At 52.0% G+C, this 23,252-nt stretch carries 18 protein-coding genes, 1 tRNA gene and 1 pseudogene; 16 read left to right on the top strand and 4 right to left on the bottom strand.

Annotated features, from left to right (window positions below; translation table 11 throughout):
* Positions 1–94: 94 nt before the first annotated feature.
* From BAQU_RS00945 to BAQU_RS00935, 3 genes are read left to right on the top strand one after another with little or no spacing between them, the layout of a single operon-like run.
* Positions 95–1,183, top strand: coding sequence for an ABC transporter permease (locus BAQU_RS00945; RefSeq protein WP_094692205.1), 1,089 nt, complete (start codon positions 95–97; stop codon positions 1,181–1,183).
* Between the two features lie 2 nt (positions 1,184–1,185).
* The gene (locus BAQU_RS00940) at positions 1,186–2,385 is read left to right on the top strand and encodes an ABC transporter permease (RefSeq protein ID WP_094692204.1); all 1,200 of its coding nucleotides are present in this window, start codon (positions 1,186–1,188) and stop codon (positions 2,383–2,385) included.
* A gap of 16 nt (positions 2,386–2,401) precedes the next feature.
* Entirely contained in the window at positions 2,402–4,144 is a 1,743-nt protein-coding gene (locus BAQU_RS00935; RefSeq protein ID WP_094692322.1) for a dipeptide ABC transporter ATP-binding protein, read from the top strand.
* A 62-nt stretch (positions 4,145–4,206) separates the two neighbouring features.
* Here the strand turns inward: BAQU_RS00935 and BAQU_RS00930 are convergent, their stop codons facing one another.
* Both BAQU_RS00930 and BAQU_RS00925 read right to left on the bottom strand, forming a co-directional pair.
* Positions 4,207–4,941, bottom strand: a complete 735-nt coding sequence (locus BAQU_RS00930; protein WP_415446451.1) for a beta/alpha barrel domain-containing protein — start codon at positions 4,939–4,941, stop codon at positions 4,207–4,209.
* A 20-nt stretch (positions 4,942–4,961) separates the two neighbouring features.
* A complete protein-coding gene (locus tag BAQU_RS00925; RefSeq protein WP_158215598.1) occupies positions 4,962–5,702 on the bottom strand; it encodes a MarR family winged helix-turn-helix transcriptional regulator in 741 nt (246 codons plus the stop codon).
* A 227-nt stretch (positions 5,703–5,929) separates the two neighbouring features.
* Between BAQU_RS00925 and BAQU_RS00920 the strand changes: the two genes are divergently transcribed.
* Together BAQU_RS00920 and BAQU_RS00915 are read left to right on the top strand one after the other, a co-directional pair.
* Positions 5,930–6,001 (top strand) — tRNA-Lys (locus BAQU_RS00920).
* A gap of 42 nt (positions 6,002–6,043) precedes the next feature.
* Entirely contained in the window at positions 6,044–6,526 is a 483-nt protein-coding gene (locus BAQU_RS00915; protein ID WP_094692202.1) for a hypothetical protein, read from the top strand.
* Between the two features lie 20 nt (positions 6,527–6,546).
* On the opposite strand, the pseudogene BAQU_RS00910 reads toward BAQU_RS00915, so the two are convergent.
* A pseudogene (locus tag BAQU_RS00910) lies at positions 6,547–7,712 on the bottom strand (IS3 family transposase).
* A gap of 142 nt (positions 7,713–7,854) precedes the next feature.
* Here BAQU_RS00910 and BAQU_RS00905 point away from each other — a divergent pair.
* The 8 genes from BAQU_RS00905 (at position 7,855) to BAQU_RS00870 (ending at position 18,290) form a co-directional block, all read left to right on the top strand.
* Positions 7,855–8,214: a hypothetical protein gene (locus BAQU_RS00905; protein ID WP_094692201.1), complete on the top strand. Its 360-nt coding sequence runs from the start codon at positions 7,855–7,857 to the stop codon at positions 8,212–8,214.
* A gap of 261 nt (positions 8,215–8,475) precedes the next feature.
* On the top strand, positions 8,476–9,642 hold the full coding sequence (locus BAQU_RS00900) for an SIR2 family protein (RefSeq protein WP_094692200.1): 1,167 nt from the start codon (positions 8,476–8,478) through the stop codon (positions 9,640–9,642).
* Between the two features lie 135 nt (positions 9,643–9,777).
* The gene (locus BAQU_RS00895) at positions 9,778–11,391 is read left to right on the top strand and encodes an ATP-binding protein (protein WP_143241937.1); all 1,614 of its coding nucleotides are present in this window, start codon (positions 9,778–9,780) and stop codon (positions 11,389–11,391) included.
* Positions 11,392–11,852: 461 nt separating this feature from the next.
* Positions 11,853–12,857, top strand: coding sequence for an ABC-three component system protein (locus tag BAQU_RS00890; protein ID WP_211277065.1), 1,005 nt, complete (start codon positions 11,853–11,855; stop codon positions 12,855–12,857).
* A complete protein-coding gene (locus tag BAQU_RS00885; RefSeq protein WP_094692198.1) occupies positions 12,854–13,102 on the top strand; it encodes an ABC-three component system middle component 6 in 249 nt (82 codons plus the stop codon). The genes BAQU_RS00890 and BAQU_RS00885 overlap by 4 nt, the downstream gene beginning before the upstream one ends.
* Positions 13,102–14,841 carry an ABC-three component system protein gene (locus tag BAQU_RS00880; protein WP_094692197.1) on the top strand — a complete coding sequence of 580 codons (1,740 nt, stop codon included), beginning with the start codon at positions 13,102–13,104 and terminating at the stop codon, positions 14,839–14,841. Before BAQU_RS00885 ends, BAQU_RS00880 begins: the two co-directional genes overlap by 1 nt.
* Positions 14,842–15,524: 683 nt before the next feature.
* Positions 15,525–16,658, top strand: coding sequence for a hypothetical protein (locus BAQU_RS00875; RefSeq protein WP_094692196.1), 1,134 nt, complete (start codon positions 15,525–15,527; stop codon positions 16,656–16,658).
* A 276-nt stretch (positions 16,659–16,934) separates the two neighbouring features.
* A complete protein-coding gene (locus BAQU_RS00870; protein WP_143241936.1) occupies positions 16,935–18,290 on the top strand; it encodes a hypothetical protein in 1,356 nt (451 codons plus the stop codon).
* Here the strand turns inward: BAQU_RS00870 and BAQU_RS00865 are convergent.
* Complete coding sequence (locus BAQU_RS00865; protein ID WP_094692194.1) at positions 18,282–19,136, bottom strand: hypothetical protein; 855 nt, start codon at positions 19,134–19,136, stop codon at positions 18,282–18,284. The two genes, BAQU_RS00870 and BAQU_RS00865, sit on opposite strands and share 9 nt — an antisense overlap.
* Positions 19,137–19,290: 154 nt before the next feature.
* Between BAQU_RS00865 and BAQU_RS00860 the strand changes: the two genes are divergently transcribed.
* The 3 genes from BAQU_RS00860 (at position 19,291) to BAQU_RS00850 (ending at position 23,233) form a co-directional block, all read left to right on the top strand.
* Positions 19,291–20,160: a hypothetical protein gene (locus BAQU_RS00860; RefSeq protein WP_211277064.1), complete on the top strand. Its 870-nt coding sequence runs from the start codon at positions 19,291–19,293 to the stop codon at positions 20,158–20,160.
* A 537-nt stretch (positions 20,161–20,697) separates the two neighbouring features.
* Entirely contained in the window at positions 20,698–22,332 is a 1,635-nt protein-coding gene (locus tag BAQU_RS00855; protein WP_094692193.1) for a DUF262 domain-containing protein, read from the top strand.
* Position 22,333: 1 nt separating this feature from the next.
* The gene (locus BAQU_RS00850) at positions 22,334–23,233 is read left to right on the top strand and encodes a PIN-like domain-containing protein (protein WP_094692192.1); all 900 of its coding nucleotides are present in this window, start codon (positions 22,334–22,336) and stop codon (positions 23,231–23,233) included.
* Positions 23,234–23,252 lie beyond the last annotated feature (19 nt).

Raw genomic sequence — 23,252 nt, 5'->3', positions numbered from 1 at the left:
CCCGGCAGAATATCATTGGGTCCACCATTCGCATGGCCGGTATATTCGTATTTGTGATTAAGGAGTTTATGTGTCTGAAGGCAGCATTCAGGGAATGCCGATAGATGGCGATTCCCAGCCAAAAAGTCCGGTCAAGACAAAAGCAAAGAAAAATAGAATTTCCAGCGGGTTCTTCCGCTTCGTGGTCACACGCTTCCTGCTCATCATTCCCACGGTTTTCATTCTTGTCACCGTCGTATTCTTCGTCATGCGGGCCACAGGAGATCCAATCTCAGCAGCACTTGGAGGCCGCCTGGCACCTGAGGAATTGCAGCGACGCATTCATGCGGCAGGCTATGATCGACCACTTATCGTGCAATATCTCTCATATCTCTCTGATCTCCTGCATGGCAATCTTGGAACGACACTGACCGATAACCAGCCTGTAAGCTCGATTCTTACCCAATATGGTGCAGCAACGCTTGAGCTATCCATCCTCTCGCTGATCGTTGCCCTGGTCATTGGCATACCGCTTGGTCGCCTAGCTGCAAGATACCGTGATCGCGCTCAGGATGCGGCTGTTCGTGTGTTTGCAATTCTGTGCTATGCCACACCGGTATTCTTCCTCGGACTTGTGCTGAAACTCATTTTCTCCGTCTGGCTCGGAATCCTTCCAAGCTCTGGCAGATCTTCGTTGAGTTCCACCATCCAATTCGATCGGCTCGTCTCGCCTACGGGGCTGTACATCATTGATGCGTTCCAGCTTGGCAACATGCAGGTGCTGGGCGACGTGCTGCTGCATGCGATTCTGCCTGCACTCTCACTTGGTTTGCTGACTGCAGGCGTATTCATTCGACTGGTTCGAACCAATGTGATATCCACCTATACTTCAGGTTATGTCGATGCGGCTCGTTCACGAGGTGTCTCCGAACGTCGCCTTCTTTCCAAGCATGCATGGAAGCCGGCGCTCATCCCCATCATCACGGTCATGGGCATGCAGATAGCCCTCATGCTCGCAGGTGCCGTGCTTACAGAAACCACATTTGAGTGGAAGGGGCTTGGCTTCATGCTTGCCCAGTACTTGAAGGCGCGTGACTTCGTTGCGGTGCAGGGCATCGTGATTCTGATAGCAATAATTGTCTCCGTGGTCAACTTCATCGTTGATATCGTGAGTGCCATGATCGACCCGAGAGTGAGGTACTGAAGATGGCATCAGATCCTCAAATAGTTACCGTGCCAGGTGACACAAGACTCCAGAATCTTAGAGCCAAGCCAACTTCGCGGCTTGCCAAGCTGCCCATCATCCGCGAGCTGCGCATAGCTGTGGGCTGGCAACGAGGCATGCTGATCACCGGTCTGACGATCACCGCAGTGTTTATCCTTCTTGCACTCTTTGCTCCAATCATTGCTCCCTACGGCTTTGCTCAGAGTACCGATGCCAGCGGCCATGCCTTCCCGACACAGGCAGCTCCGAGCTCCTCTCATATCTGGGGAACAACGGTTGGTGGCTTCGACGTGTTCAGCCGTACCATTTGGGGTGCGAGAACAGCAATCATCGCCATCATCGTCGCCGTTATTCTCTCGCTGTTCATTGGTGTGCTGCTGGGACTCGTCTCTGGGTATTTCGGTGGCTGGATAGATCGTGTGATGGTAGTCATTGCCGATGCAATCTACTCATTCCCATCATTGCTGCTCGCCATTCTGATGGCAATCATGATCTCCGGCGGCCAGTCCAGTCTGGCAGGAGGCATACTCGCTTCCGGCATTTCCATTACGGTTGTGTACATTCCCCAATACTTCCGCACAATTCGTGCAGAGGTGATTCGCATCAAGGAAGCGGCATATGTTGAATCGGCAAAGGTTGTCGGTGCATCAACATGGCGCATCATGACCAAACATCTGCTGAAGAACTCGACACGAACGCTACCTGTCATTCTTACACTGAACTCGTCGGAAGCCATCCTGACGCTTGCGGGACTTGGATTCCTCGGTTTCGGCATTGAGCCCACGTCCGCTGCAGAATGGGGGTATGACTTGAACCGTGCCGTTGCCGATGTCACGGCAGGAATCTGGTGGACATCCATATTCCCCGGAGTGGCGATAGTGCTCATTGTGCTCGGCATCACCCTCGTCGGAGAGTCATTGAACGATCTGGCCGATCCCCGTCTGCGTGCCCGCAAATCAGCCGGTGAAGTCATTGGATCGATTGAAGATACCTCTGTTGATCCGAGTGAAAAGGCCGGACCTTCCAATGAGGCGACCGAAGAGGTCTTTGCCCTGCATCGCAGCATTCCAATACCAGATGAGTCAGATGCGACTGAAGCTCGCGGGGTAAACGAATCTGCCGGAGCGGTCGGGAGCGATAAACCGGGAGTGGACAATACAGCGGAGGCCGAAAATGAGTGAAACCAACGCACACGAGATGAATCAGAATTCAGATGACGGCAGACATCCGTTGTTGAATAGCACCGGCAAGAATCTGGCGCAAATCAAGAACCTGAGCGTTTCATTCATGACGGATGCCGGCTCGATCAGGGCAATCGACAACATCAGCTTCTCCATTCCGAAGAAAACGGTGGTCGGCGTGGTTGGCGAATCCGGTTCCGGAAAATCTGTCACCGCACGCTCCATCATCAAGCTGCTTCCTGAAACGGCAACGACTGCTGGTGCGATCTATCTGGCGCGCAGGGATGGTAGCGAGGAATTCGACGTGCTTTCGCTGAAACCCGAAGATTTGCAGCATGTGCGCGGTGAAGAGGCTGCAATGGTGTTTCAAGAGCCCAACTCCGTCCTCAACCCGGTATACACGATCGGGTGGCAGATTGAAGAGGGTTTGCGCGCTCACGGAATGAGTGGGCGGCAAGAGCTCCGCGCCAAGACCATCGACATCCTTGAAAAGGTTGGCATTCCCTATGCCAAGACACGTGTTGATTATTACCCGCATCAGTTCTCCGGTGGTCAGAAGCAGCGCATTGTCATAGCCATGGCGCTGGTATTGAATCCTGGTCTGATTCTTGCTGACGAACCGACCACTGCGCTCGATGTGACAGTACAGGCAGAAATCCTTGACCTCTTGCGGCTCGCGCGAGACGAATTCGATGCCAGCGTGCTGATCATCACTCACAACATGGGCGTGATTGCGGATATTGCAGATCAGGTCGTGGTGATGTATCGCGGTCATGTGGTTGAGCAGGGCGATGTCGAACAGATTTTTTACCGTCCGCAAGAGGACTACACGAAGCGACTTTTGGCTGCGGTTCCCCGGATTGGGCAGAAACTGGTGGTGCGTGATGATGACGGCATCGCCATCGAGCGTAAGGCAGACTGGCACAAGCAGCCAATCGCCGTCGAAGCCAAGGGTCTCACCATCACCTATCCAGGGCACCTTCTGCAGCCGGATTTCGTGGCAGTCAAGGATGTGGACTTCACGATTCACCGCTCAGAGGTGCTGGGGCTCGTAGGTGAATCCGGTTCGGGAAAATCAACGACCGGTCGTGCCATAGCGGGTTTGCAGAGGATTTCCGGCGGTTCGCTCAAGGTTCTTGGATCTGAGATGAACGGTTTCAAGGAACGTGAATTCAAGCCGAAACGTGCCGATATTGGATTTGTGTTCCAGGATCCCGGCAGTTCATTCAATCCACTGATGACTATTGCCGAGAACGTTGCAGAGCCGTTGCTGGTTCATAAGAAGTATTCATCGGTGGCCGATGCAAGTGATTATGTTGGAGACCTTTTGGAGATGGTGCAGCTCCCCAGAACCTATATGAACCGTTTCCCGCATGAGCTCTCCGGCGGACAGCGTCAGCGTGCTTCGCTGGCGCGGGCCTTGGCGTTGAAACCTTCGTTGATTATTGCCGACGAACCCACTTCCGCGTTGGATGTATCGGTTCAGGCGAAGGTCTTGCAACTCTTCAAGCGATTGCAGGTCGAGATTGGGTTTGCATGCCTGTTCATCACCCACGATTTGGCTGTTGTCGATATGTTGGCAGACCGGATCATGGTGATGCACAAGGGCAGTATCGTCGAGCATGGCGAAGCCAGCCAGATCATGCAGAATCCCCAGAATCCCTATACGCGCAAGCTGCTGGCATCCTTGCCCGTTCCTGATCCACGCGAGCAGAGGGAACACCGCGGCCAGTTGCGCGAGCTTCTGAAACAGGAGTAAGACTCTGCTCGAGACTGGATGCTCATGAGCAGGGCATGATGGATGGCTGAATAATTCGAAGATTATTCAGCCATTTCTCCTCGATAGCGCGCCATCATCTGCGATTGAAGCTGTTGAGCGCTTGGCGGAGTCCAGGTAAGTGCATCGGCACCGGCTTGCAGTGTATTGAAAATGTTGTCTTCCGTGCTTCCGCATGATGCGAGAATCGGAATCTCAGGGTGATGGGCACGAATGTTCGTCACTACGGCTGTGGTATTCGCTCCTGCTGCAACGTTGATTATCGCGGCTCCTGCAAGAATCTTCTCTTCCGTGACTTCGTCGTCGGCCGTGACCGTTGCGATGACTGGTATGTCAACGGAATTCATTGCTGCCTCAATGGTTTCCGCAGGTGCAGGCGAATTAATGACCACGCCTGCCGCACCTTGCATCTCTGCGACCATGGCAAGTTCAACGACACGCGTTCCAGTGGTCGTTCCACCTCCAACGCCTACGAAGAGTGGTTGCTGTGCGACGATGAGCAGGGCTTGCGTAATCACCGGCTCCCCGGTGAATGGGTAGACGGCCAGAATGGCATCGGCATTGGTGTTTCGGATCACTGCTGCATCCGTCGTGTAAGCGAAGGTGCGGATGGTGTGGCCTTTGATCGTGATGCCACCAGCCTGAGCAGTTGATTCGGGGACTCGCGCAACCGGGGACGTAAGACGCCCTTCGACAGTTGCTGTGCCTGTTGAGGTACGGCTTACCGATGGTGTTGCACTGTGCTGCTCAATCGCTATGGATTCACTCGATGAGAACATGTGCATCGTTGGTTTTGCGCTCATTCTTCCCCTTCTTGGAAGTTCGCCTCGCGAAATTCACGCATCGCTTCCTTCATCATCCTACGACGCTCCACGAATTCATCTTCAGGATATTTTTCCTCGATGTTGTCGATGATTCGCTGCAAATATCCGCTAAATTGTACCAATTCCTCTGAATTCAGGCAGTCGAAGGCATCGGCCGCATGCTGCATGGTTTCATGCAATTGGTGCGCCGCCTTGACACCTTTCTCAGTGATTTCCACCATCGCGACCCGCTTGTCTCCATCTGAGGGCTTTCGTGAAATATAGCCTTTCGCCTCGAGTTTTCCGAGTAACTGGCCTAAGGCCTGGCGACTGAGACCCAGGATTGTCGCGAGATCCCTTTGACTGACGGTGGACTGCAGGGTAAGGGTGAGCAGCACTCGTCCCTGTCCTCGCAAGGCGTAATCACCTCCGCCGAATGCATCCATGGGATTGGTCGCGCCAAACATGCCCATGCGCTCGCGTCCGTGTTCTGCCATGCGTGCCTGACGAAGAGCCATGCGACGTTCAGCCATATGTCGATATGTTCGTTCGTGAAGGTTATTGTCATCGATTCGAGAGACCTGCGTACGAATGCGAATCATCATCATGCTCAGTTCGCGCAGTTGATTGAGGATTTTCGGCTTGACTTCTGATTTCTCGCCGTTCTTTTGATTGGTGGAGCTTCCTGGGCTGGAGGTATTCCCGTTATCGGTATGAGATTCGGGATGATAATTCATCTTGGTTCCTTTGTTCGTCGGGTTTGGTTGAATCTGAGTGGTTTTTGGGGGTTTTGACTGCGACATAGATACAATTGTCAAGTACCTGACAGTTAAAACAATATAACTTCCTGTGAGTTTGTCAAGTACTTTACAGTATTGAATAATCGTTGTGAATCCAAGCATATTGACATGCTTCTCAAACGAGTGGCGACTTTTCTCATTACGTTGTATGATGATTAGCTGTTGCCCCTCTAGCTCAATGGCAGAGCAGCGTCCTTTTAAGTCGTGGGTTCTCGGTTCGAGTCCGAGGGGGGGCACCGTCTGTAGGGATATGTCGACAAGACATATGGAGAGCCCCTATGACAATGAATGATCTATCAATTCGCGATGAGCCCGAACGGGCCATCGTTTCCGACGCTTCCCACTTGCGATCCATGCAGGCAGACGATGCTCTCTGCGGGCGACATTTGTGGCTTGCAGCATTGACCACCTCAACCGATCCTGAGACCGGCGAACTGCTTGGTCTGACAATACGGGACGCGACCACCTGGCAGCCTCTGATGGTTGATGCCATATTCCGGCCGGCTTGCCTGACCAATTCCTTGCGCCCCGACGGTACCCTGCGATACTCCTGGGATCCTGTAACAAGCGGTGGCATCACGCCGGACATCGCCTCATGCCGTCTTCCCTTCTCGGTCTATGCCGACCGAGTCCAGGAACTGCTCAACGCCGCGCAGTCGGTGATCGGGCCGCATATAGACCGAGATATCCGTTTCCTAGAACGACAGGGAATAACAGTCAACTCGTCAAAGATCATTCGGGTTTGCTGCAATGTTGGTTGACTGTTTTCCTTGTGTTGTTGTCATGTTGTTGGCTGGTTGCCGTTGGCGAAGATTGTTTGGTATTCCACTGGGGTGAGCTTGCCCAGGGAGCGTTGTCGTCGGCGACGGTTGTACGTGCCCTCGATCCAACGGATGATAGCGAGCCTTAAGCGTGGTAATGTCCGGCCAGTGGGAACGCTGGTTGAGGACGTTCTTCTGCAGCAGGGAGAAGAATGATTCCATCGCCGCGTTGTCCGCGCACGTGTATGCCTGGCCCATCGAGCGATGGATTCCTGTAGCTCGACAGGCTTCAATGTACTGGCGTGAGCCGAACTGTGAACCCCTGTCCGAATGCATGATCACGTCCCGGGGCTTGCCGCGCCGCTGCCAGGCATCCTCGAGCGCGTCGACAGCCAGCGAGGCACGCATCCTGGAGTTCACGGGCCATCCTACGATCCGGTTGCTCCACACGTCCTTGACCGCGCACAGATACAGCTTGCCCTGGCTCGTCCAGTGCTCGTCTGATGTCGGTCAGCCACACGACGTTGGCAGCATTGGCATGGAACTGGCGGCGCACGAGGTCATCCGACGCGGGCTGGCTGGCAGGCTTGCCCGTGCGGTAGCGACGCTGGATCGTGGAGCATATCCGATACTTCGAACAGATGCGCCACACGCGACGCTCCGACACGCACACGTCCCGGGCATGCAGTTCGTCACTGATCAATCGATACCCAATACTCACGGGTCATCCGCGTGAATCACACGAATCATCGCGAGCAGCTCCTCTTCCTCGCGCTCCAGCATGGATACGGGATTGGCCCGCCTGAAATACGCCTGCTTCGAGAAGCCCAGCACCCGCCCAGCCAGCACGACCGGTATGGCAGGTCTCCCAGCTTCGGGACGCTCTGCCAGCCGTCTGACGAGCGGGTAGATCATTTTGGGCGGTCGAGGTTCGCTTTCGACAGGTACGCCGCCGCCTTGCGGGAGGATCTCGTTCTTCATCTCCAACTCGCGGATGCGTTTCAACGCCCGACGTTCCTCAGGCGTGCCCGACAGGCCACGCTCGGCAAGCTCGGCATCCTGCACCCACTTGCTCAACGCCGACTTCGAGATGCCCAGATCCTGCCTGACCTGCCGCCCACGTCATGCCGTTCCTGACCAACGCCTCCGCATCAGCCTTGAACTCGTCACTATACGTCGTTGCCATCATTGGCTCCTTCCCGGTCAGACCATCATATCCAACCAGACCCAAAGTCAACCAACATTGCAGCAAACCCGGTCGCACCCGCAAACCACCACGCCTGATCGCCGGACTCATCCCCACTGCCAGCGGGCCAATGAGCCCCGACATGCGCCAGGCACTCACCGAATGTCAAAACCTGATCGAACGACGCGCCGCCACACTGCTCGACAAGGCCATCACAGCACGTGAACCGTGGACGGCACGGCTCGGCCCCAAACCCGACGAACCCAGAAAGCAGGCCGCATGGCTCAAAGCCGCGCGCACCATCGCCGCCTACCGCGACCGCTACCAGATTAGCGACAACTATCCGCTCGGGCCAAAGTTTAGAGACACCAACGTCAGGCAGAAGATCGACTCCGCCCGAGGCAGAGCAGCCCTCACACAAACGCTTCGCCTAGGCAACCTACAGTCCCCGACCGAAGCGACCCGCCCGACCGTCGTTGTACATCAGGAGCGTGGATTCTAGCGAAAAGCAGAGTTGAAGCCTGCCTTCCAAGACACGCAAGGACGTACCCGTTACACAGTGTCATCGACCGCGTCGGTGCGACAGGCCGCGTTGCCCTGAGCCAAGCAACGTTCTCACAAGAGTACTGTGTGCTATGAGCAGGGAAAAATGACAGATTGATAACCAACAATCCCATTGAATTAAGCCTTTAATGTGTTAATAGGTAGATGATCTCCTAATTTGCGCAGTGAAGACCGCCAATCGTAGAGGAGATAGAAGACCGTGAGTAAATTAGCACTTTTGGGTGGTTACACCAAAGGATGGCAGGAAATCGAAAATGACACTCCTGCGGATGAGAATGAACGTTCCATTCAAGAAGCAGTGCTTTCTGCCCTTAGTGGTGAGCTGACAGCTATCTGCAACTCTGAAACTTTGGTGGTGCTTGCGGGCTCCGGAACCTCACTCGGAATCAAAGACAGTTCCGGAAAGTGTCCCGCGCCGAGCATGGGGGGTCTCTGGGAAGAGGTCAAGAATCTACCTTCTTTCAATAAAGTGAGGGGACAACTCAGTTCAACTCCGATCAGTAATCAGAACCTAGAGCATGTCCTTTCTGACGCACAATCCAGACATTCCCTTGAGCCGAGCAACTCTGATTTAGAGGCATTCATTTCAGAGGCAGAAAGTATTGTCTGGAATAAGTGCAATTTCATCAACGAGACATCCGACCTGGTGACTCACGAACTCTTTTTGAGAAAAGTGGCTCGACGTTCGACAAGGCTGCAACGAACCCAAATATATACAACGAATTATGATCTGGCATTTGAAACGGCTGCACAGCGGTCTCGGTTCAATGCAATCGACGGGTTTGGCTATGGAGGACAGACTTTCAATGGGGCCTCCTTCGATTTGGATTACGTTAGACGACGCCCGCACGAACCGCTCACTTTAGAGCCGAACGTATTTCACTTGCTAAAACTCCATGGATCTGTGGACTGGAATTCAGTAGGGACTGAAATACACAAGCTTTACGATTCTTCAAAACCTGCAAATCCTGCTCTAATTTACCCATCGGCGACAAAATATCAGTTGTCCTACCAGCAGCCCTACCTAGAGTTTATGTCTCGTTTCCAAATCGCTCTACGTCAACCCGATGTCGGACTCATCGTTGTGGGTTTCGGTTTCAACGATGATCACCTCACCGCTCCCATAGAAGCTGCTCTCAGAAGCAATATCGGGCTACGGGCAGTGTTCGTATCTCCGGGAATTCGTGGTACAAAACGTTCAACTACATTCAGCTGGATACAACAGCTCATTGAAAGGGGCGACCGGCGTCTCACACTTTTAGAAACCACATTTGACCGTCTGGTAGAGGTCCTCCCAGATGTTCCTTCGCGAGAAGAACGCGATGCATATGCCGAACGTCTAGCCGATGGGGGCGCGAAGTTCTAATGGATACCCATCCCTTTAGCCCAGAACGACACATCGGCCACATCTATCAGATCGAGGGTTCCTTTGCTGACATTACGTTCTCCGCAGCGAACAAACTCCCGCGCGCTCTATGGAGAGTATCTCGGTCGAGGAGAGGTGGGCGAGTTTGTGGTCATCGACGTTGAAGGAATCGCCATATTTGGACGTATACTTCGAGTCGGCACCCCAGCCAATCGAGCGGAAGAACTACTCTCGGAGTCAGGTCCAAAAGTTCCCGTCGAGGGACGAATTCAATTGCTTTCCACCCTTGAACTCAGCGGGAAAGCCACACGGGGTATTGCCAAATATCCAAAAGTTGGCGACGCTGTATTCGCTGCAAGCTCTGAGGCCATATTGGCTGTGATTGGAACGAGCCCAAGCGCGGGGGCTCCCACACTCCGCCTGGGTTCCCTTTCAGTTGACGAATCAGTACCGGTTGACGTCCCTCTGTCTCGTCTGTTTGGACGCCATGTCGCCGTAGTAGGCGCAACTGGATCAGGCAAAAGCTGGACACTGGGCCATTTAGCTGAAAGTGTAGCCGTGCTCAGAGGCAAGATGATCCTCATTGATGCCACTGGCGAGTTCCGGACACTTGGAGACCGAGCCCGGCATTTGGCGTTCGGGTCAACAGCTGGTGAACCAGCAGGAGTTCAGTGTGTCGGAATACCTCACTACATGATGCGCGAATCAGATCGAAATGCTTTCCTGAATCCATCGGCCGGCTCTCAACTTCCGAAATTACGTGAAGCAGTGCGCACTCTGAGACTTGTCCAAGCGGTCGCAGATGACACCTCCCCTGATCCCGCGCATCGCGTGTTTGCTAGTGCACAGGGGGCTGCTTTGTCCAAGACGGGCAACTCTGTCCAGGCGTTCCAGACCGCAATGCAGAAGTACATTGGAAATGTCGAAGATCCCCACTATCCCTTCAACTTCAGGGCGTTGGCAGATCAAGTCCAATGCGAGTGCATCTGGCCGACAGGTCCAGGCCAGAAAACCGGTGTATTCGGAGGGCCAAACAATAATGAGTTGAGCTACGTTTCATCGCTAGTAAGTCGTATCAACGATCTATTACAAATTCCCGAAATCATGAATGTCATTGACCCACCAAATGGTGTTTTAAACGCCATAGACGAGATGGAATCATGGTTGACGGATACAAGCAGTCATCTACTAAGAATTTCGCTCAGAAACCTGACTTTCGCCAATCATCTAAGAGAGATTATTGTCAACATTTTGGGCCAGACTCTCCTCGGCTGGGCACGTCTAGACAGGTTTCAGAAGTCCCCATTGGTTGTAGCAGTGGATGAAGCGCACCAGTTCTTTGACGTCACGGTAGGCGATGAATTCGCGAGTACCCATTTGAACGCATTCGACGGTATAGCCAAAGAGGGACGAAAATATGGACTCACGGTTTGCGTGGCTACGCAGCGTCCCGGTGACCTCCCCTCCGGGGTACTAAGCCAAGTTGGAATGACGATTGTACATAGACTCGCGGATGGTCGAGATCGGCAGCGGATCGAACAGGCTGCAGCGGAAATCGACCAATCGGCTACGAAGCTTTTGCCGGGACTCGTTCCCGGCGAAGCAATCCTCGTAGGCGTGGACTTCCCTGTTCCTGTCAGCGTCCACATACAGAAACCAGTATCACCCCCGGCATCAGACGGGCCGGACTACGGTGCGTGGAAAGCTCCATCAACGACACCAAGTAGCGGGGTGAGAAAGGCAACATGATTGTTTTTGTCTAGCGGACCAGCAATGACTGGTGTAACTCAGAGACTGATCAGTGGCTTATGTCTGCGAGTTATTGAGTTGGTAATGTCTTGAGCCACGGTTGTGCGAAATCCAGTCGATATAGTAGTGGCGTTTGCCCGATGAGGGGCGGTAGATTCCGTCTGGGAACTCCACGCCTTTCTTCAGATGCGGCTCAGATGAGTTACAGAGCTAAGGTCGTCTTAGCCCCAGCGTGGCCCTTTCGGACCCACATGTCGGGTTTATTAGCCAGACATGTACACGCATCAGTTTCCTAAATTACGAGATTGCATAAACTAATGGCGGGTTACGGCGAATTCCAATTCCACATCGAGACGTCTGCTGTCATCAGAGTAACCAACACTGTGAAGGTGTGATGAGTGCCAACAGGAGCCGATTGCGAGTTAAAAAGATTGTTAGCGGGATGAACGAGTTCTGCGAGTATGAACCCGGCAACTGAACTCATGCTGTATAATTACCGCAGTCGTATGGAACCAGTGAAGGGGGCTCAGGTGGACTTTTATGAGCGCCTTTCGATGCGAGGAGTACTCTGGGCGTGCCTGCATGATCTCCATGGCAATGCTTTCCAGGATTTTTTTCAGGATATGATGACACTCTGCGTACCGGGCTTCGTGGATGTCCGGACGCACGGAAATCTCGGGGATCGTGCTAGTGACGGGCTTGATTTGCATGACGCTCGACTCTATGCGTGCTACGCACCGGAGACCGTCGATCCCGTGGCGACTATCCGCAAGTTCCGTTCAGACCTTGCTGGCGCGGTAAAGAAGCGATCAGGCCAATTCACGACGTTCGTTTTCGTCCACAATGATGTGCGGGGCCTACACCCAGAACTCTCTGTAGAACTTGCGAAGGCACGGTCTGCATACCCCAGCATCTCTTTCGAAGTTATGGGATTCCGTCATTTCCGTGACATGCTCGGCCAGCAGAACAGTCAGGACGTCGAAGCAGTACTGAAGACTCAGCTTCCCATGCAGCACACCATCGCTGTCGGGTTGCAAGAAATGGAGGAGCTCCTCGCCGATTTGGCGACGAAGCGCATATCCGATGCTGCACAAGTACCAATCGAGACTGTGTCTGCCCATAAACTGCTCTATAGTGACCTGACACGTGACACCCAAGCCGAGCTACGCAATGGTATGCGATACTCTGCAATGATCTCCGACTATTACCAACGTCGTATCGACATCACAGAGCGGGACGAAGTTGCGGCCCGGTTCCATACGGAGTACCTCGATGCGGTCGGCAACGGCCTCGATCCAGAAGATGTACTGCTGCGGATGAGAGAATTCCTAGCAGGTAATCGCGCCTCTACAGCGCCGCGGTATCGCGCGCAGACCGCGGTCCTCGCGTATTTTTTCGAAAGCTGTGACATCTTCGAAAACGCGCCTATTGGATGGGTGCCTGAAACCAAGGAGACGGTGTTGTGATTACTCCCACCAAGGGGATCTCACCACAGCGAGCGCTCTTAACTATTGGCGCGCAGATATCGATGATTCTGACCGAACCGATGACCGTCAGCCAGGCGTGGGGTTCACTCAAGGCGTGGAGGTTCCAACACTCCAATGATGAGGTGCTCCCTTACTCCTGGTTCGTCCTCGCTCTGGACCTGTTGTATGCACTAGACACCATCCACTATTACGATGGCCTGCTCTATCGAAAGCGAGGGAACTGATGTTCCGTCAGGTCCGATCAAGCGACGAACGTTTCAAGACACTCACGTTCAAACCTGGCCGCAATATCCTCATCGCAGACAAGACCCCTCAATCCAGCGCAACCGCCAGCCGCAATGGGGCCGGCAAATCGTCACTCATTGAGATTCTACATTTCGTTCTCGGCATGCGCCGGCTAACCAATTCGGTCTTGCAGAACGCGGCGCTTAAGGCCGACACCTTCTCACTACAATTGGATTGGCCGAAGGTGCCGGACGTCCTTAGTGTCAGTCGCTCGTTGAACAAGCGAAGCCGGATCAATCTTGATCCCGATATAACAGAAAATGGAACACTAGTGCCAGTAGCCGGAAGTGTGACCGTCCCCAAGTGGACCGCCGCCATCGGCCAAAGCTTATTCGGGTTCCCAGACGAGCACGTGGGGATCAATGCGAGATCGCTGCTTTCGCTTTACATCCGCCGGGTAAGCCAGCATGGGATGGATGACCCGGTCAAGACCTTTCCTAATCAGTCGATGGCTGACGCGACAACGAACGTTGCGTATCTCCTCGGTCTGGACTGGCATCTTGCGGCTGGCTACCAAGAACTTGCCAGCCGGGAGTCATTACGTCAGAAACTGAAGAAGGCGGCGAAAGACCCGGTGTTCGGTCTAGTCGTCGGCACCGTCTCGGAGTTACGCGGCCAAGTGGCCGCTGCCACTGTCCGTGTACGGGAACTCGAAGAACAGGTTGCGGCATTTCGCGTTGTCCCCGAGTACGAAGCCTTGCAAGCTCGGGCGGATGAAATCGACGCCCAAATCCGACGGACCCGCGCTGAGGATGCTGCTGATCGTCGTAATTTACAAGATCTCAATGATGCATTACGCGACGAACACGAACCCGCCGCCGACTACCTCCGACGGGTCTACCAAGAGCTTGGCGTTGAACTTCCCGAGGCAGTCCTGCAACAGTACGATGACGTCCAGTCATTCCACCAGTCAGTTCTCGCCAATCGTCGCTCCTACTTGGAAGAAGAGATCAGCGCCACCTCAGATCGTCTTGACGCTCGCCAAGCCGATCGCGAACACCTTGGGGAGGAACAGGCAACGCTTCTTCGCAGACTCCGTGACGGTGGGGCGCTCGATGCCTTCACCGCGCTGCAAGAACAACTGTCTTTAGCCCACTCTCGACTTCAAACTCTGACCACCCGATTTGAAACTGCCAAGCAACTTGAAGCCACTCAGGCAGAAATCAAGTTCGAGCGTAGCCGAATCCAACAAGAAGTCAATCGCGACCTAGTTGAAAGAGAGCAGCGCATCGCAGAGATAAACATTCTCTTTCAACGATTCGCCACCTCCCTCTACGGGCCCGGCAGAGATGCATATATAGACATCTCTGCCCTTGATAGCAGCCTGCGTATCTCGCCTCATATCGGGGGCAAGAACAGCCAAGGAATCAGCAAGATGATTACCTTCTGTTTTGATCTCACCTATGCTGTCCTGGCCCATCGGAACGGCCGTGGGCCGGACTTCCTCGTTCACGATAGTCATCTCTTAGACGGTGTTGATGAGCGCCAGATCGCCGAAGCCCTCAAACTCGCCTCGATCGTGTGCGCAGAAGAGGGTCTACAATATCTCGTTACGCTGAACAGCGATGATCTAGCGAAAATCGAACACTATGATGCCAGCCTGTCGCAAGATATCATCGAACCACGTCTAACCGATGCCTTCTCCGATGGTGGACTGTTCGGTTTCCATTTTGAATAACACTGATTGCGTCATCTGCTGCCAGGAGAAGGAAATAGAGAGATGGATCGCAGCGACCTTCGCGGGAGGGAGACTGCACAGCGACGGGGTGAAAAGATATCGAGAGGCCTCCAACTAGGTGTGTCTTTCAATTCGTACTATCAGTTCTGTCGAGACCGGTGTCCCTATGGGCGCAGTCCCGCGCTGTAGCCGATGGTCCCCGCGCACGCCCACTGGTAGCTGTTCCCTAGTGTTTATCATCATTTTGATTGGGGCGCGCAACTTGACACGGTGGTACACACCCTAGGCGATTCGCGACGGCACGGATCCCGAGGCTTGGGCGGCCTCCTGCGCACCAGCTCAGGCGGCCGTACCGTTTCGTGGGAGTATCAGCTCTACGCGGTATCTCCGTCACAGTGACCCGGTGGATGCCATGTCGTGCGGAAATTTCCTTCATCGGGTCACTCTTCCTATAGTCGAAGACCACCTCGGCTCAATTCGGGAAGCTCAATCGGATTTGAGACTGAGACGAATTCTTAGACAAAGGTCCACGACGCCCGACCGAACCGTAGGCCTGCGGCGAGCCTGTGAGCGGCTGTTTCTGCGCAAAGCTCGGTAAGGCACAAGGCTTCCAGCGCTTTAGCATGGTTTGAGAAGCTTCTACGGAGGTCCAAGCGCGTGTGGCCGGAACATAGAATGTGAGTATGTCGCAGCAAAAGGTTGATTCGTCTGTTAAAAAGAGTCTTGAGCGCAAGCGTTTTCAACAGGCACTGGATGTTCTCCGCAGTGAGAGTAAGTACGGGCGCATGATGGCGGACCAAGTCTTCGGTGAGGTTGTCGAGGCCGAGGAGAGCCCCGATTTCATCATGAAGACGCCTTCCCGATCCGACACCATCATTGGTGTCGAGCATCTCCATACTGACCCGAGCGGACGTGAGTACAGCAACCAGGGCAGGCGCAGTAAACCGCCGACCCATCAGTCCGAGCTTAAAAGGGTCAAGAGAGCCCAGGATGCGCTCCAGGAGGATGGCAGGCAGATCGACTGGGATGATCACGAGCAGATCTCCGGAATCGCGGAAAGGCTCAACAAAATCATCTCGAATGATGCGCGAATCCTTTCTGAATCGGATGTACCCCGCCAAATAGAGGATCTCAACTTTTCTCTCCAACATCATCTGAGGAAAACGGAATCGTATCGAAACAATGTTCTGGATTGTGGCAGTCGCATGTCACCACGGCATGAGTATGGGGGTCTCGTCTTTTACGTCGATATGCAATGCGACTATTCCTATTTCACCATCAACCAGCCAGGCCGGGCGCCTCGCGAATGTCGTCAGGGCGAGCTGCCTTTATTCCCCGAAATCATTCAGTTGATACGTGAAGCGGCCAAGAATGATGTGAGATGGATGCTCATCAGTACGTCGACGATGATCACCGACGAAATGACCGGCTCTTTTCTATTCGACACCTCGGATATAGAAACGAGTATACGTCAGCAGGGATTGAACCCATGCCTGCGCTTCATCTGTCAGATGCACAAACCATTCGATAACGAGCGACCATTCGTGTACAAGGGAGAAGTGAACGACGACAATGGGATTGATCTCATCCTCAATAGGAAGCAGCGTGCTGGCACAAGACGACAGCTACAACGACTTGTCAAAGTGGAGGTATGCAAGGCCATCGACGCAATGGAGCACGACCAGGCATTCATTGCCTCGCCGGCCGTGCAGCTCATGATTAACGAGTATGGAGCCTATCTACTGAAGTGCAAACAACCAGGAGTATCTCTCAAACCTGGTGTCATGGACAGACTGCTCGGACTCATAAGGCACTGAGTGCAGTAACCGTAACCAGAGATCGATGAAGCCTCTTTCCAAAGCAGAGAAATCTTGGAAAGTCCGGGAAGAGCACGAATAAGAACTCAACCTGAGCCACCTAGAACGACACCACGGACGATAAAATATATTGAAAACATGAGCTCTGAACATGAGGATGGGTAGGATTCCATCCTTCCTAGGTTAAAGGGAAAATGGAACAGATTTAGTTCGCATAACTATTGGTGTTAGCAATAGCGTGGATAGGAGCAAGGTCCTATTCGATTGGAGATCATTGTGCCCAAACAAAACCTGTTGAATAAGAAGCAGCTGGCTGTTTTGCGTTGGGTCGGTGAAGGGCGGCCGAAAGGCGTGTATGAGAATGGGTTCGATCATCGGGTGACGGCGCGCGCATTGGAACGACGTGGGTTGCTATCCGTACAGGGGCATGGCAGATCCTGGCGTGCAAGCCTTACAGATGAAGGACGCTACTACTTGGGGCATGGATCATATCCGCCATCTGAAGATCCTGATACTACCGAAGTGAAACTCGCTACTACATCCCCTCCTGCCTCCGAGCCAACGTACAAGCCCGTTGATGATCTTCTTGATCGTCTTGAGTCTGAGGGCGGCGTGCTTCGTTTCGACGCACCGAGTGATGCTGAGCGAATCGGTTATGTTCGTGCTGTCAGACAGCTGCGTTTTTCAGGAGGTTTGGGGTCTCAACGCCGATTGAAAGTGACCGGGACCAGGCGGGGACCGTTGACCATTGAACTCATCCAATTCTCAACGCAGGCAGAGATGCCGCCCCAGATTCCCATGTCTGCTGAAGCTGATCGCAATCGACCCGAGATACAAGCGCTCATTGAGCATGCTTCGCTTCTCGCGGTCGACGAGGCAACTCGTCCGCGAGCATGGGCACTCGTACAGGGCATTAGTGAAGAATGTGTTCGGCGTGGATGGACGCTGAGTGTGGACAAGGACCCGAGCTTTCTTATCACGGTCGGCGAGGATAGCTATCGGTGTGTGCTCAGCGAAGAGCGGGTGAAACGCGACGTCTACACGGACAAGGATCTGACCGAACGCAAATACGAGTGGCAGCGGGTCAGCCCGACGCGCATGGAGGTGTGGTCTGGTCGCCTTAAATTGGAACTCGATCCTGGTTATAACTCGCGCTGGTGGGCGGATCGCCAACGATGGACTCTCGTCTCGAAGCTGCCGGAATTCTTCGACATCATCGAAGAATGGAGCCACGCCGCACAAGATAGACGAGAGAAACTTGAAGCCTATCATGCCAAGCAGGTGAAGGAATGGGAGGAAGCCATTCCTAAGGCACGCGAAGCTTATTTACTCAAGCTCAATGCTGATCGTGCGAGGCAACAAGCTGAGCAATGGGACAGGGCGGCGCAGCTGCGCTCCTATAGTCAAGCGATTCGGCATCAGGCTGAGGAATTCGATGAGCAGGCTCAAAGACACGTGCTGGAGTGGGCGACATGGATTGACGAGCATGCAGATCGTATCGATCCGCTCAACGACAAATCCCAACTGACCATGAGCGAATCCAGCACATTAGGAGCCAAAGAACTGGATCCGTACATGCCTCATGGATGGAGTGTCGAAAACCCTCCCGAACCAAGCACCTGGCTACCGTGATTTGCGAGCTTGCATGATTGGAACACCGAACCGACGTTGAATATCATCAGCCTGTGTTGTGAGTTTCGCGGTACGTAGGACACGGATCGCATGGGTCACTAACTCATCCAGCCGCACTACCTCTTGCCGTAACGCTTTGAGCTCGTCCTGACGTGCGACAGCCTCGACGCCACACCATTGGCGCAACAAGTCACGGCATCGTTTACCATAAGGCTCTTCGAAGTCGCTGGATGCGACTTCTTCCGGTGTCACGAAAATATCTTCGTCTTTGTGAAAGTAACTCTTATACCATCGCCCATGTGTTGATTCCAGTTGGACTTCTGATTCCTGCTTTTCGACCTCGTGCAGTATCTTGTCAGAGTAGAGAGTGCAGACAGTTCTGACTATCAACTCAGTGGTCGCCCATGGCACAATCCACCCATCTTCGTCATCAAACGATTCAGGAGCATCCCTCAGCAAGGACTCATCAATTTGCAGATATCCAGCGAGACCAGCAATATCCTTTATAACAGTTACTCCTGTATAGCGATACGCGGGACTGGCCAACTCATCGTCAATTAGCGTTCTGAAGACTTCGTCGATCGCAAATTCTACTGGCCCGTCTTCCAAACCGGGATGAGTATCGACTCTATCCCAGCGAGCCTCTCGCTCCTCGAACTCCACAGCATCTTTCCAGATCACCTTCAAACGAGTAGGTGGAATCCACTCCTGTCTACCCTCAAATCGTTCATCAACAAACCGGACAAGCGTCCGTGGTGGTTTCTGCGTCCCGATCTTGAGAACTTCGACCTCAACCAACGAGTCAACGCTATGCGCCCGATAACCCCAACGCTCACCAATCTCCATACACAGCATTGTCCCAGACCAGAGTGACCTGCTGTTTTCATTTTTTGATGGGAAACGCCTGAAGCACCACATTCCGTGCAGCCAAGAGATCACATTCCCGACAGAAACACTAGAGGAGTTTGCCCCAAATCCGCAGATGAGGGCATATATTTGTATGCTTGGGAATATGAGTTTTACCGCCTCAGTCCTCCGCGTAGTGATCGCCTCTCCCTCGGATATCCCCGAAGCCCGAGATGCCGTTGAAGGAGCGCTCCACAATTGGAATGATGCCAACTCTATCTCGAAACATATTGTTCTTCTTCCCTGGCGTTGGGAGACAGCGTCCGTGCCACTTCTCGGAGGACACCCCCAGGCGCAAATCAACGAACAGGGCGTTGATAGCGCTGACATTGTCATCGCCCTGTTCGGTAGCCGTCTCGGCTCGCCGACGCCAGAAGCGGTTTCAGGAACGGTCGAAGAGATCGAACGTTCTGTCGCCACAGGCAAACTCGTCCACCTGTACTTCTCGACGGCACCACTTCCCCGTGACATTGACACGGCACAGCTCGATGGTCTGAGGGAATTCCGCCATCAGATCAGTCAGCGAGGGCTGCTGGGAGAATTTGTCAACGTTGCACAGCTTGAACATGAAGTGTGGAAGGCGATCGAATTTGACGTCGCCAAACTCGACCTCAACGTTTCCGCCCTCGCAACAGTCTCGCGCGGAGTGAAGTTCTCTGCCCAGCCACATGAAGAACGCGAGCTCAAGGAATATGACAAGAGAGGCAAGGCGAGATACACGACTCGACATTGGATCGAGATCACGAACTCCGGCGACAAGGATGCCACCGACGTCACATTCGAAGTAGTCGGTGAGCATTCGAGCATGATGCTTACCTGTGACGATGAGCCGACCATAATTCACGCCGGGCAAACCCGGCGGCTCAGCGTGGTCCACTATCTTCAAGGTAGTGACCCGGACGTCATCCGCATCCACTGGGCTGAGAACGGGGAAAAGAAGCACAAAGACTTCCATGTCGGATGACCGAGGTTATCATCTGATATATTGCTGAGAAGTGATAAGGAAGGCTAGTTCTCATTGGAAGATGTGGTGTCGCGTTGCCCGCGAAGCACGGGTATTCGCTTGTCCGACGACAAGGATTGCTCGTGTAACAATTCACGTATTACTACTAAACTTCATGTGCAGCAGCACAGATATATACGGTTTTTTCTTTTTGGGATCTAGCAGGCAGCCTATCGTAACGCTGAATCATTGTGACCGCATACTACCCCGACAAACAATGCAATAGGATTTGGTTGGCTCTTATCAAGCCTTGAACGGTCGTTGATGTCCCTTACGAACATACGCGCAGATCCCCAATTTACAGTAGAAAATTCTAGACAGAAGGTCGTAGAACTTCTCGTGCGTCGAGGAGCAACTCTTGCTTGATTTCACGAACACACCTGACCGAAGGTATCCATCAACTCATCGCAGGAAAGTCATCACCCCAACAAAAAGAATCATCTCGATATCGGAAACCAAGCACATTGAAATAGGCATCATAAGACATACAATGTTCGTATGGAAAAACCACTAACAGCCTCTTCCAATACTTTGAGCTCATTGATCAGTGGGAATCGTTTTACCATTCCGATATATCAAAGAAACTACAGCTGGGGCGATGATGAGATAAGCGATTTTTTTTCAGATCTCTCCGATTCAGTTGATCAGGATTACTACTTTCTGGGCCTTTTTATTTTGACGGGAGAGAATCAGCCAAAAGAAGTTGTAGATGGCCAACAGCGATTACTAACAGTAACGTTACTTGCCGCTGCTCTGTATCATGATGCGGTGAAGTTTGGTAGAGATGCGCTGGCGGAACGTGTCAAATCGACGTTCTTAACAGGTATTAATTACGATACTGATGAAGAAAGTGCAAGGATCTCTCTCTCTGACAGAGCTGATGACAGAACTCTACAAGAAATTCTGAGAAAATCAGCCAAAGACATTGTGCTTCCTGTAGAGAACGAGGACGGAGAAGATTCTATATCGAGAAATCTCGTAAAAGCTTATAAGAAATTAAGCTCGTTGTTGGATGAGAACTTGAAGGATGATCCTTTTAAAAGACTTGGTATCTGGGCGAATTTTCTTACTGATCACCTCTATATTGCGCAATTCACACATCCAGATAGTGCATCGGCATTTCGTGTTTTCGAAATTGTCAACAACAGAGGTAAAGACTTAACAACGGCCGATCTGTTGAAGAGTTATGTGCTGAGTCAATCCAGACCGAGTGAGATGCACGAAAGATATGAGCAATGGCAAAAAATTGCGAAATCTTTCAGAGATCCTTCAACTTTCGTTCAATTTATAAGACATGTAGTTACAGCTCGTGGAGGTTATGTGCTACCACGAGACCTTTTTGACGCGTTGACAGGTCATCTTACGAAGTTTGAATCCATATCTCCTACGCAGCTGATGGCGATCATGAGTCATGATTTACCGTATTATTTACAGATGGAAGATCCTTCAACAGCTGGACCTGCAAATGACTACCAAGCATCAATATATACAGTTCTGAACAAGTTGAACGTCATCTCGATACGGCCGATACTGCTCGCCCTTACAAATACGGAAAATCCCGATGAAGGAGCATCGACTTTATTGCGGCTCGTTGTAAGAAGAATCAGTGTTGGCAGTTTAGGAACAGGTAATGTAGAACGGCGTTTCAGCGAAGCTGCAAAGAGAATTTATTCAGAACGCACTTGGGAAGCCGCCTTTGCAGATCTGAGCGATCTTGTGCCTTCAAGAGAGCAGTTCAGTGAACAAGTACTCTCACGTGCCCTTGGGAAAAATACTTTGCATGTTCTTCAAGCTTCTGCTATGCAGAAAAAGATCAACCCGGATCTTACTGACAGTTTTATCCAATATGTCATTACAAAAGACGGCAACTGGGGAACAACTATTCCTAGTGAGGTCAATTATTGGAGCGCCACAATTGGGAACGCAGTTTTATCAAAAATCCCACGAAGACCGGGTAACAGTGACAGTTGGACCGGATTTCAACAAGAAATACTGAAAACTGTCATCAGCAAAGAAGACCAGACGTACTTTGCAGATTTAGATAACTGGAACATTGAAAAACTTGAGGCACGAGGACGGGCACTTACAAAGACGATAGCTTCTGTTTGGTATAGTCAAGAAACTGGCGAGTGAGATGGCAGAAGATAAAATAAATGCTGAGGTGGATCTTCCGCAGCCATCTGCTGATAACGGCTCATCTGATCAGATTAGAAGAGTTTTTGAAGTGCTCGATCGAAAAGTAAAACTCAATCCCTTAGTCAAAATGAAGGAAGCACTAGTCTCTCTTAAGGATGGGAGAGAGGGTGAAATAAATGTTCGAAACGAATCAACAGTTTTCGGTTTTGACACCAATGCCCTGGTAAATATTGGTAATCAAGAGAAAGGTGACGATATTATTGACTTCTTGAAGCGACAAAAAAATGTTGTAATTCCAGGGCAGGTTATTCAAGAAACATGGAATTTCATAAGAAAAAGTACGCAAAATCAAAATCAAAATCAAAATCTAATTAATATCAGGAGAATGCAGAAAGAGGATGTAGAAAGCATCAGAAATCTGCTAGGTGATGATAAGAGCAGACATGCATCTGAGTTACTACAAGAATTGCGGAATCTATTTGAAGAATATCAACCTCAAACCGATACAAAATATTTAAATTCCTTAATATCAACTATTTCCAGTCTTGAAGCTACAGCAATTTGTCCGTTTGTACCCAGAGATTCTTTTTTGCAATTGGCAGAGGCTAGAAATAAGACAAATACCCCTCCCGGATTTCGCGACTCTGATAAGAATCATGGCGACTATTTTGTTTGGGCTGATTTTTTATTAGGAGTCTATATTTTAGATAATCTGAGTATCGAGAACATAGTTTTAGTCACAAATGATACAAAAAATGATTGGAGCACGAAAGGTGTCGCACATCCCATATTAGGTGCAGAAGTTGAGGCTTTATGCAAAAAAAGATTCCAACTGTGGGATTTAAAACAATTTTCAGACTATGTAAAATTAAACATTGATAGCAACCATCTTCAGTGAAAAATTGTCAGGTTACCTA

This window comes from Bifidobacterium aquikefiri (assembly GCF_002259795.1).
GTDB lineage: Bacteria > Actinomycetota > Actinomycetes > Actinomycetales > Bifidobacteriaceae > Bombiscardovia > Bombiscardovia aquikefiri.
Note: the sequence above shows the minus strand (reverse complement) of the source record. Positions and strands in the feature narration are given on the sequence as shown.

Coding starts and splice junctions, on each gene's coding strand:
- BAQU_RS00945 (WP_094692205.1), top strand. CDS start 95: ATGCCGATAGATGGCGATTCCCAGCCAAAAAGTCCGGTCAAGACAAAA.
- BAQU_RS00940 (WP_094692204.1), top strand. CDS start 1,186: ATGGCATCAGATCCTCAAATAGTTACCGTGCCAGGTGACACAAGACTC.
- BAQU_RS00935 (WP_094692322.1), top strand. CDS start 2,402: ATGAATCAGAATTCAGATGACGGCAGACATCCGTTGTTGAATAGCACC.
- BAQU_RS00930 (WP_415446451.1), bottom strand. CDS start 4,941: ATGTTCTCATCGAGTGAATCCATAGCGATTGAGCAGCACAGTGCAACA.
- BAQU_RS00925 (WP_158215598.1), bottom strand. CDS start 5,702: ATGAATTATCATCCCGAATCTCATACCGATAACGGGAATACCTCCAGC.
- BAQU_RS00915 (WP_094692202.1), top strand. CDS start 6,044: ATGACAATGAATGATCTATCAATTCGCGATGAGCCCGAACGGGCCATC.
- BAQU_RS00905 (WP_094692201.1), top strand. CDS start 7,855: ATGCGCCAGGCACTCACCGAATGTCAAAACCTGATCGAACGACGCGCC.
- BAQU_RS00890 (WP_211277065.1), top strand. CDS start 11,853: ATGAACCCGGCAACTGAACTCATGCTGTATAATTACCGCAGTCGTATG.
- BAQU_RS00880 (WP_094692197.1), top strand. CDS start 13,102: ATGTTCCGTCAGGTCCGATCAAGCGACGAACGTTTCAAGACACTCACG.
- BAQU_RS00875 (WP_094692196.1), top strand. CDS start 15,525: ATGTCGCAGCAAAAGGTTGATTCGTCTGTTAAAAAGAGTCTTGAGCGC.
- BAQU_RS00865 (WP_094692194.1), bottom strand. CDS start 19,136: ATGGAGATTGGTGAGCGTTGGGGTTATCGGGCGCATAGCGTTGACTCG.
- BAQU_RS00860 (WP_211277064.1), top strand. CDS start 19,291: ATGCTTGGGAATATGAGTTTTACCGCCTCAGTCCTCCGCGTAGTGATC.
- BAQU_RS00855 (WP_094692193.1), top strand. CDS start 20,698: ATGGAAAAACCACTAACAGCCTCTTCCAATACTTTGAGCTCATTGATC.
- BAQU_RS00850 (WP_094692192.1), top strand. CDS start 22,334: ATGGCAGAAGATAAAATAAATGCTGAGGTGGATCTTCCGCAGCCATCT.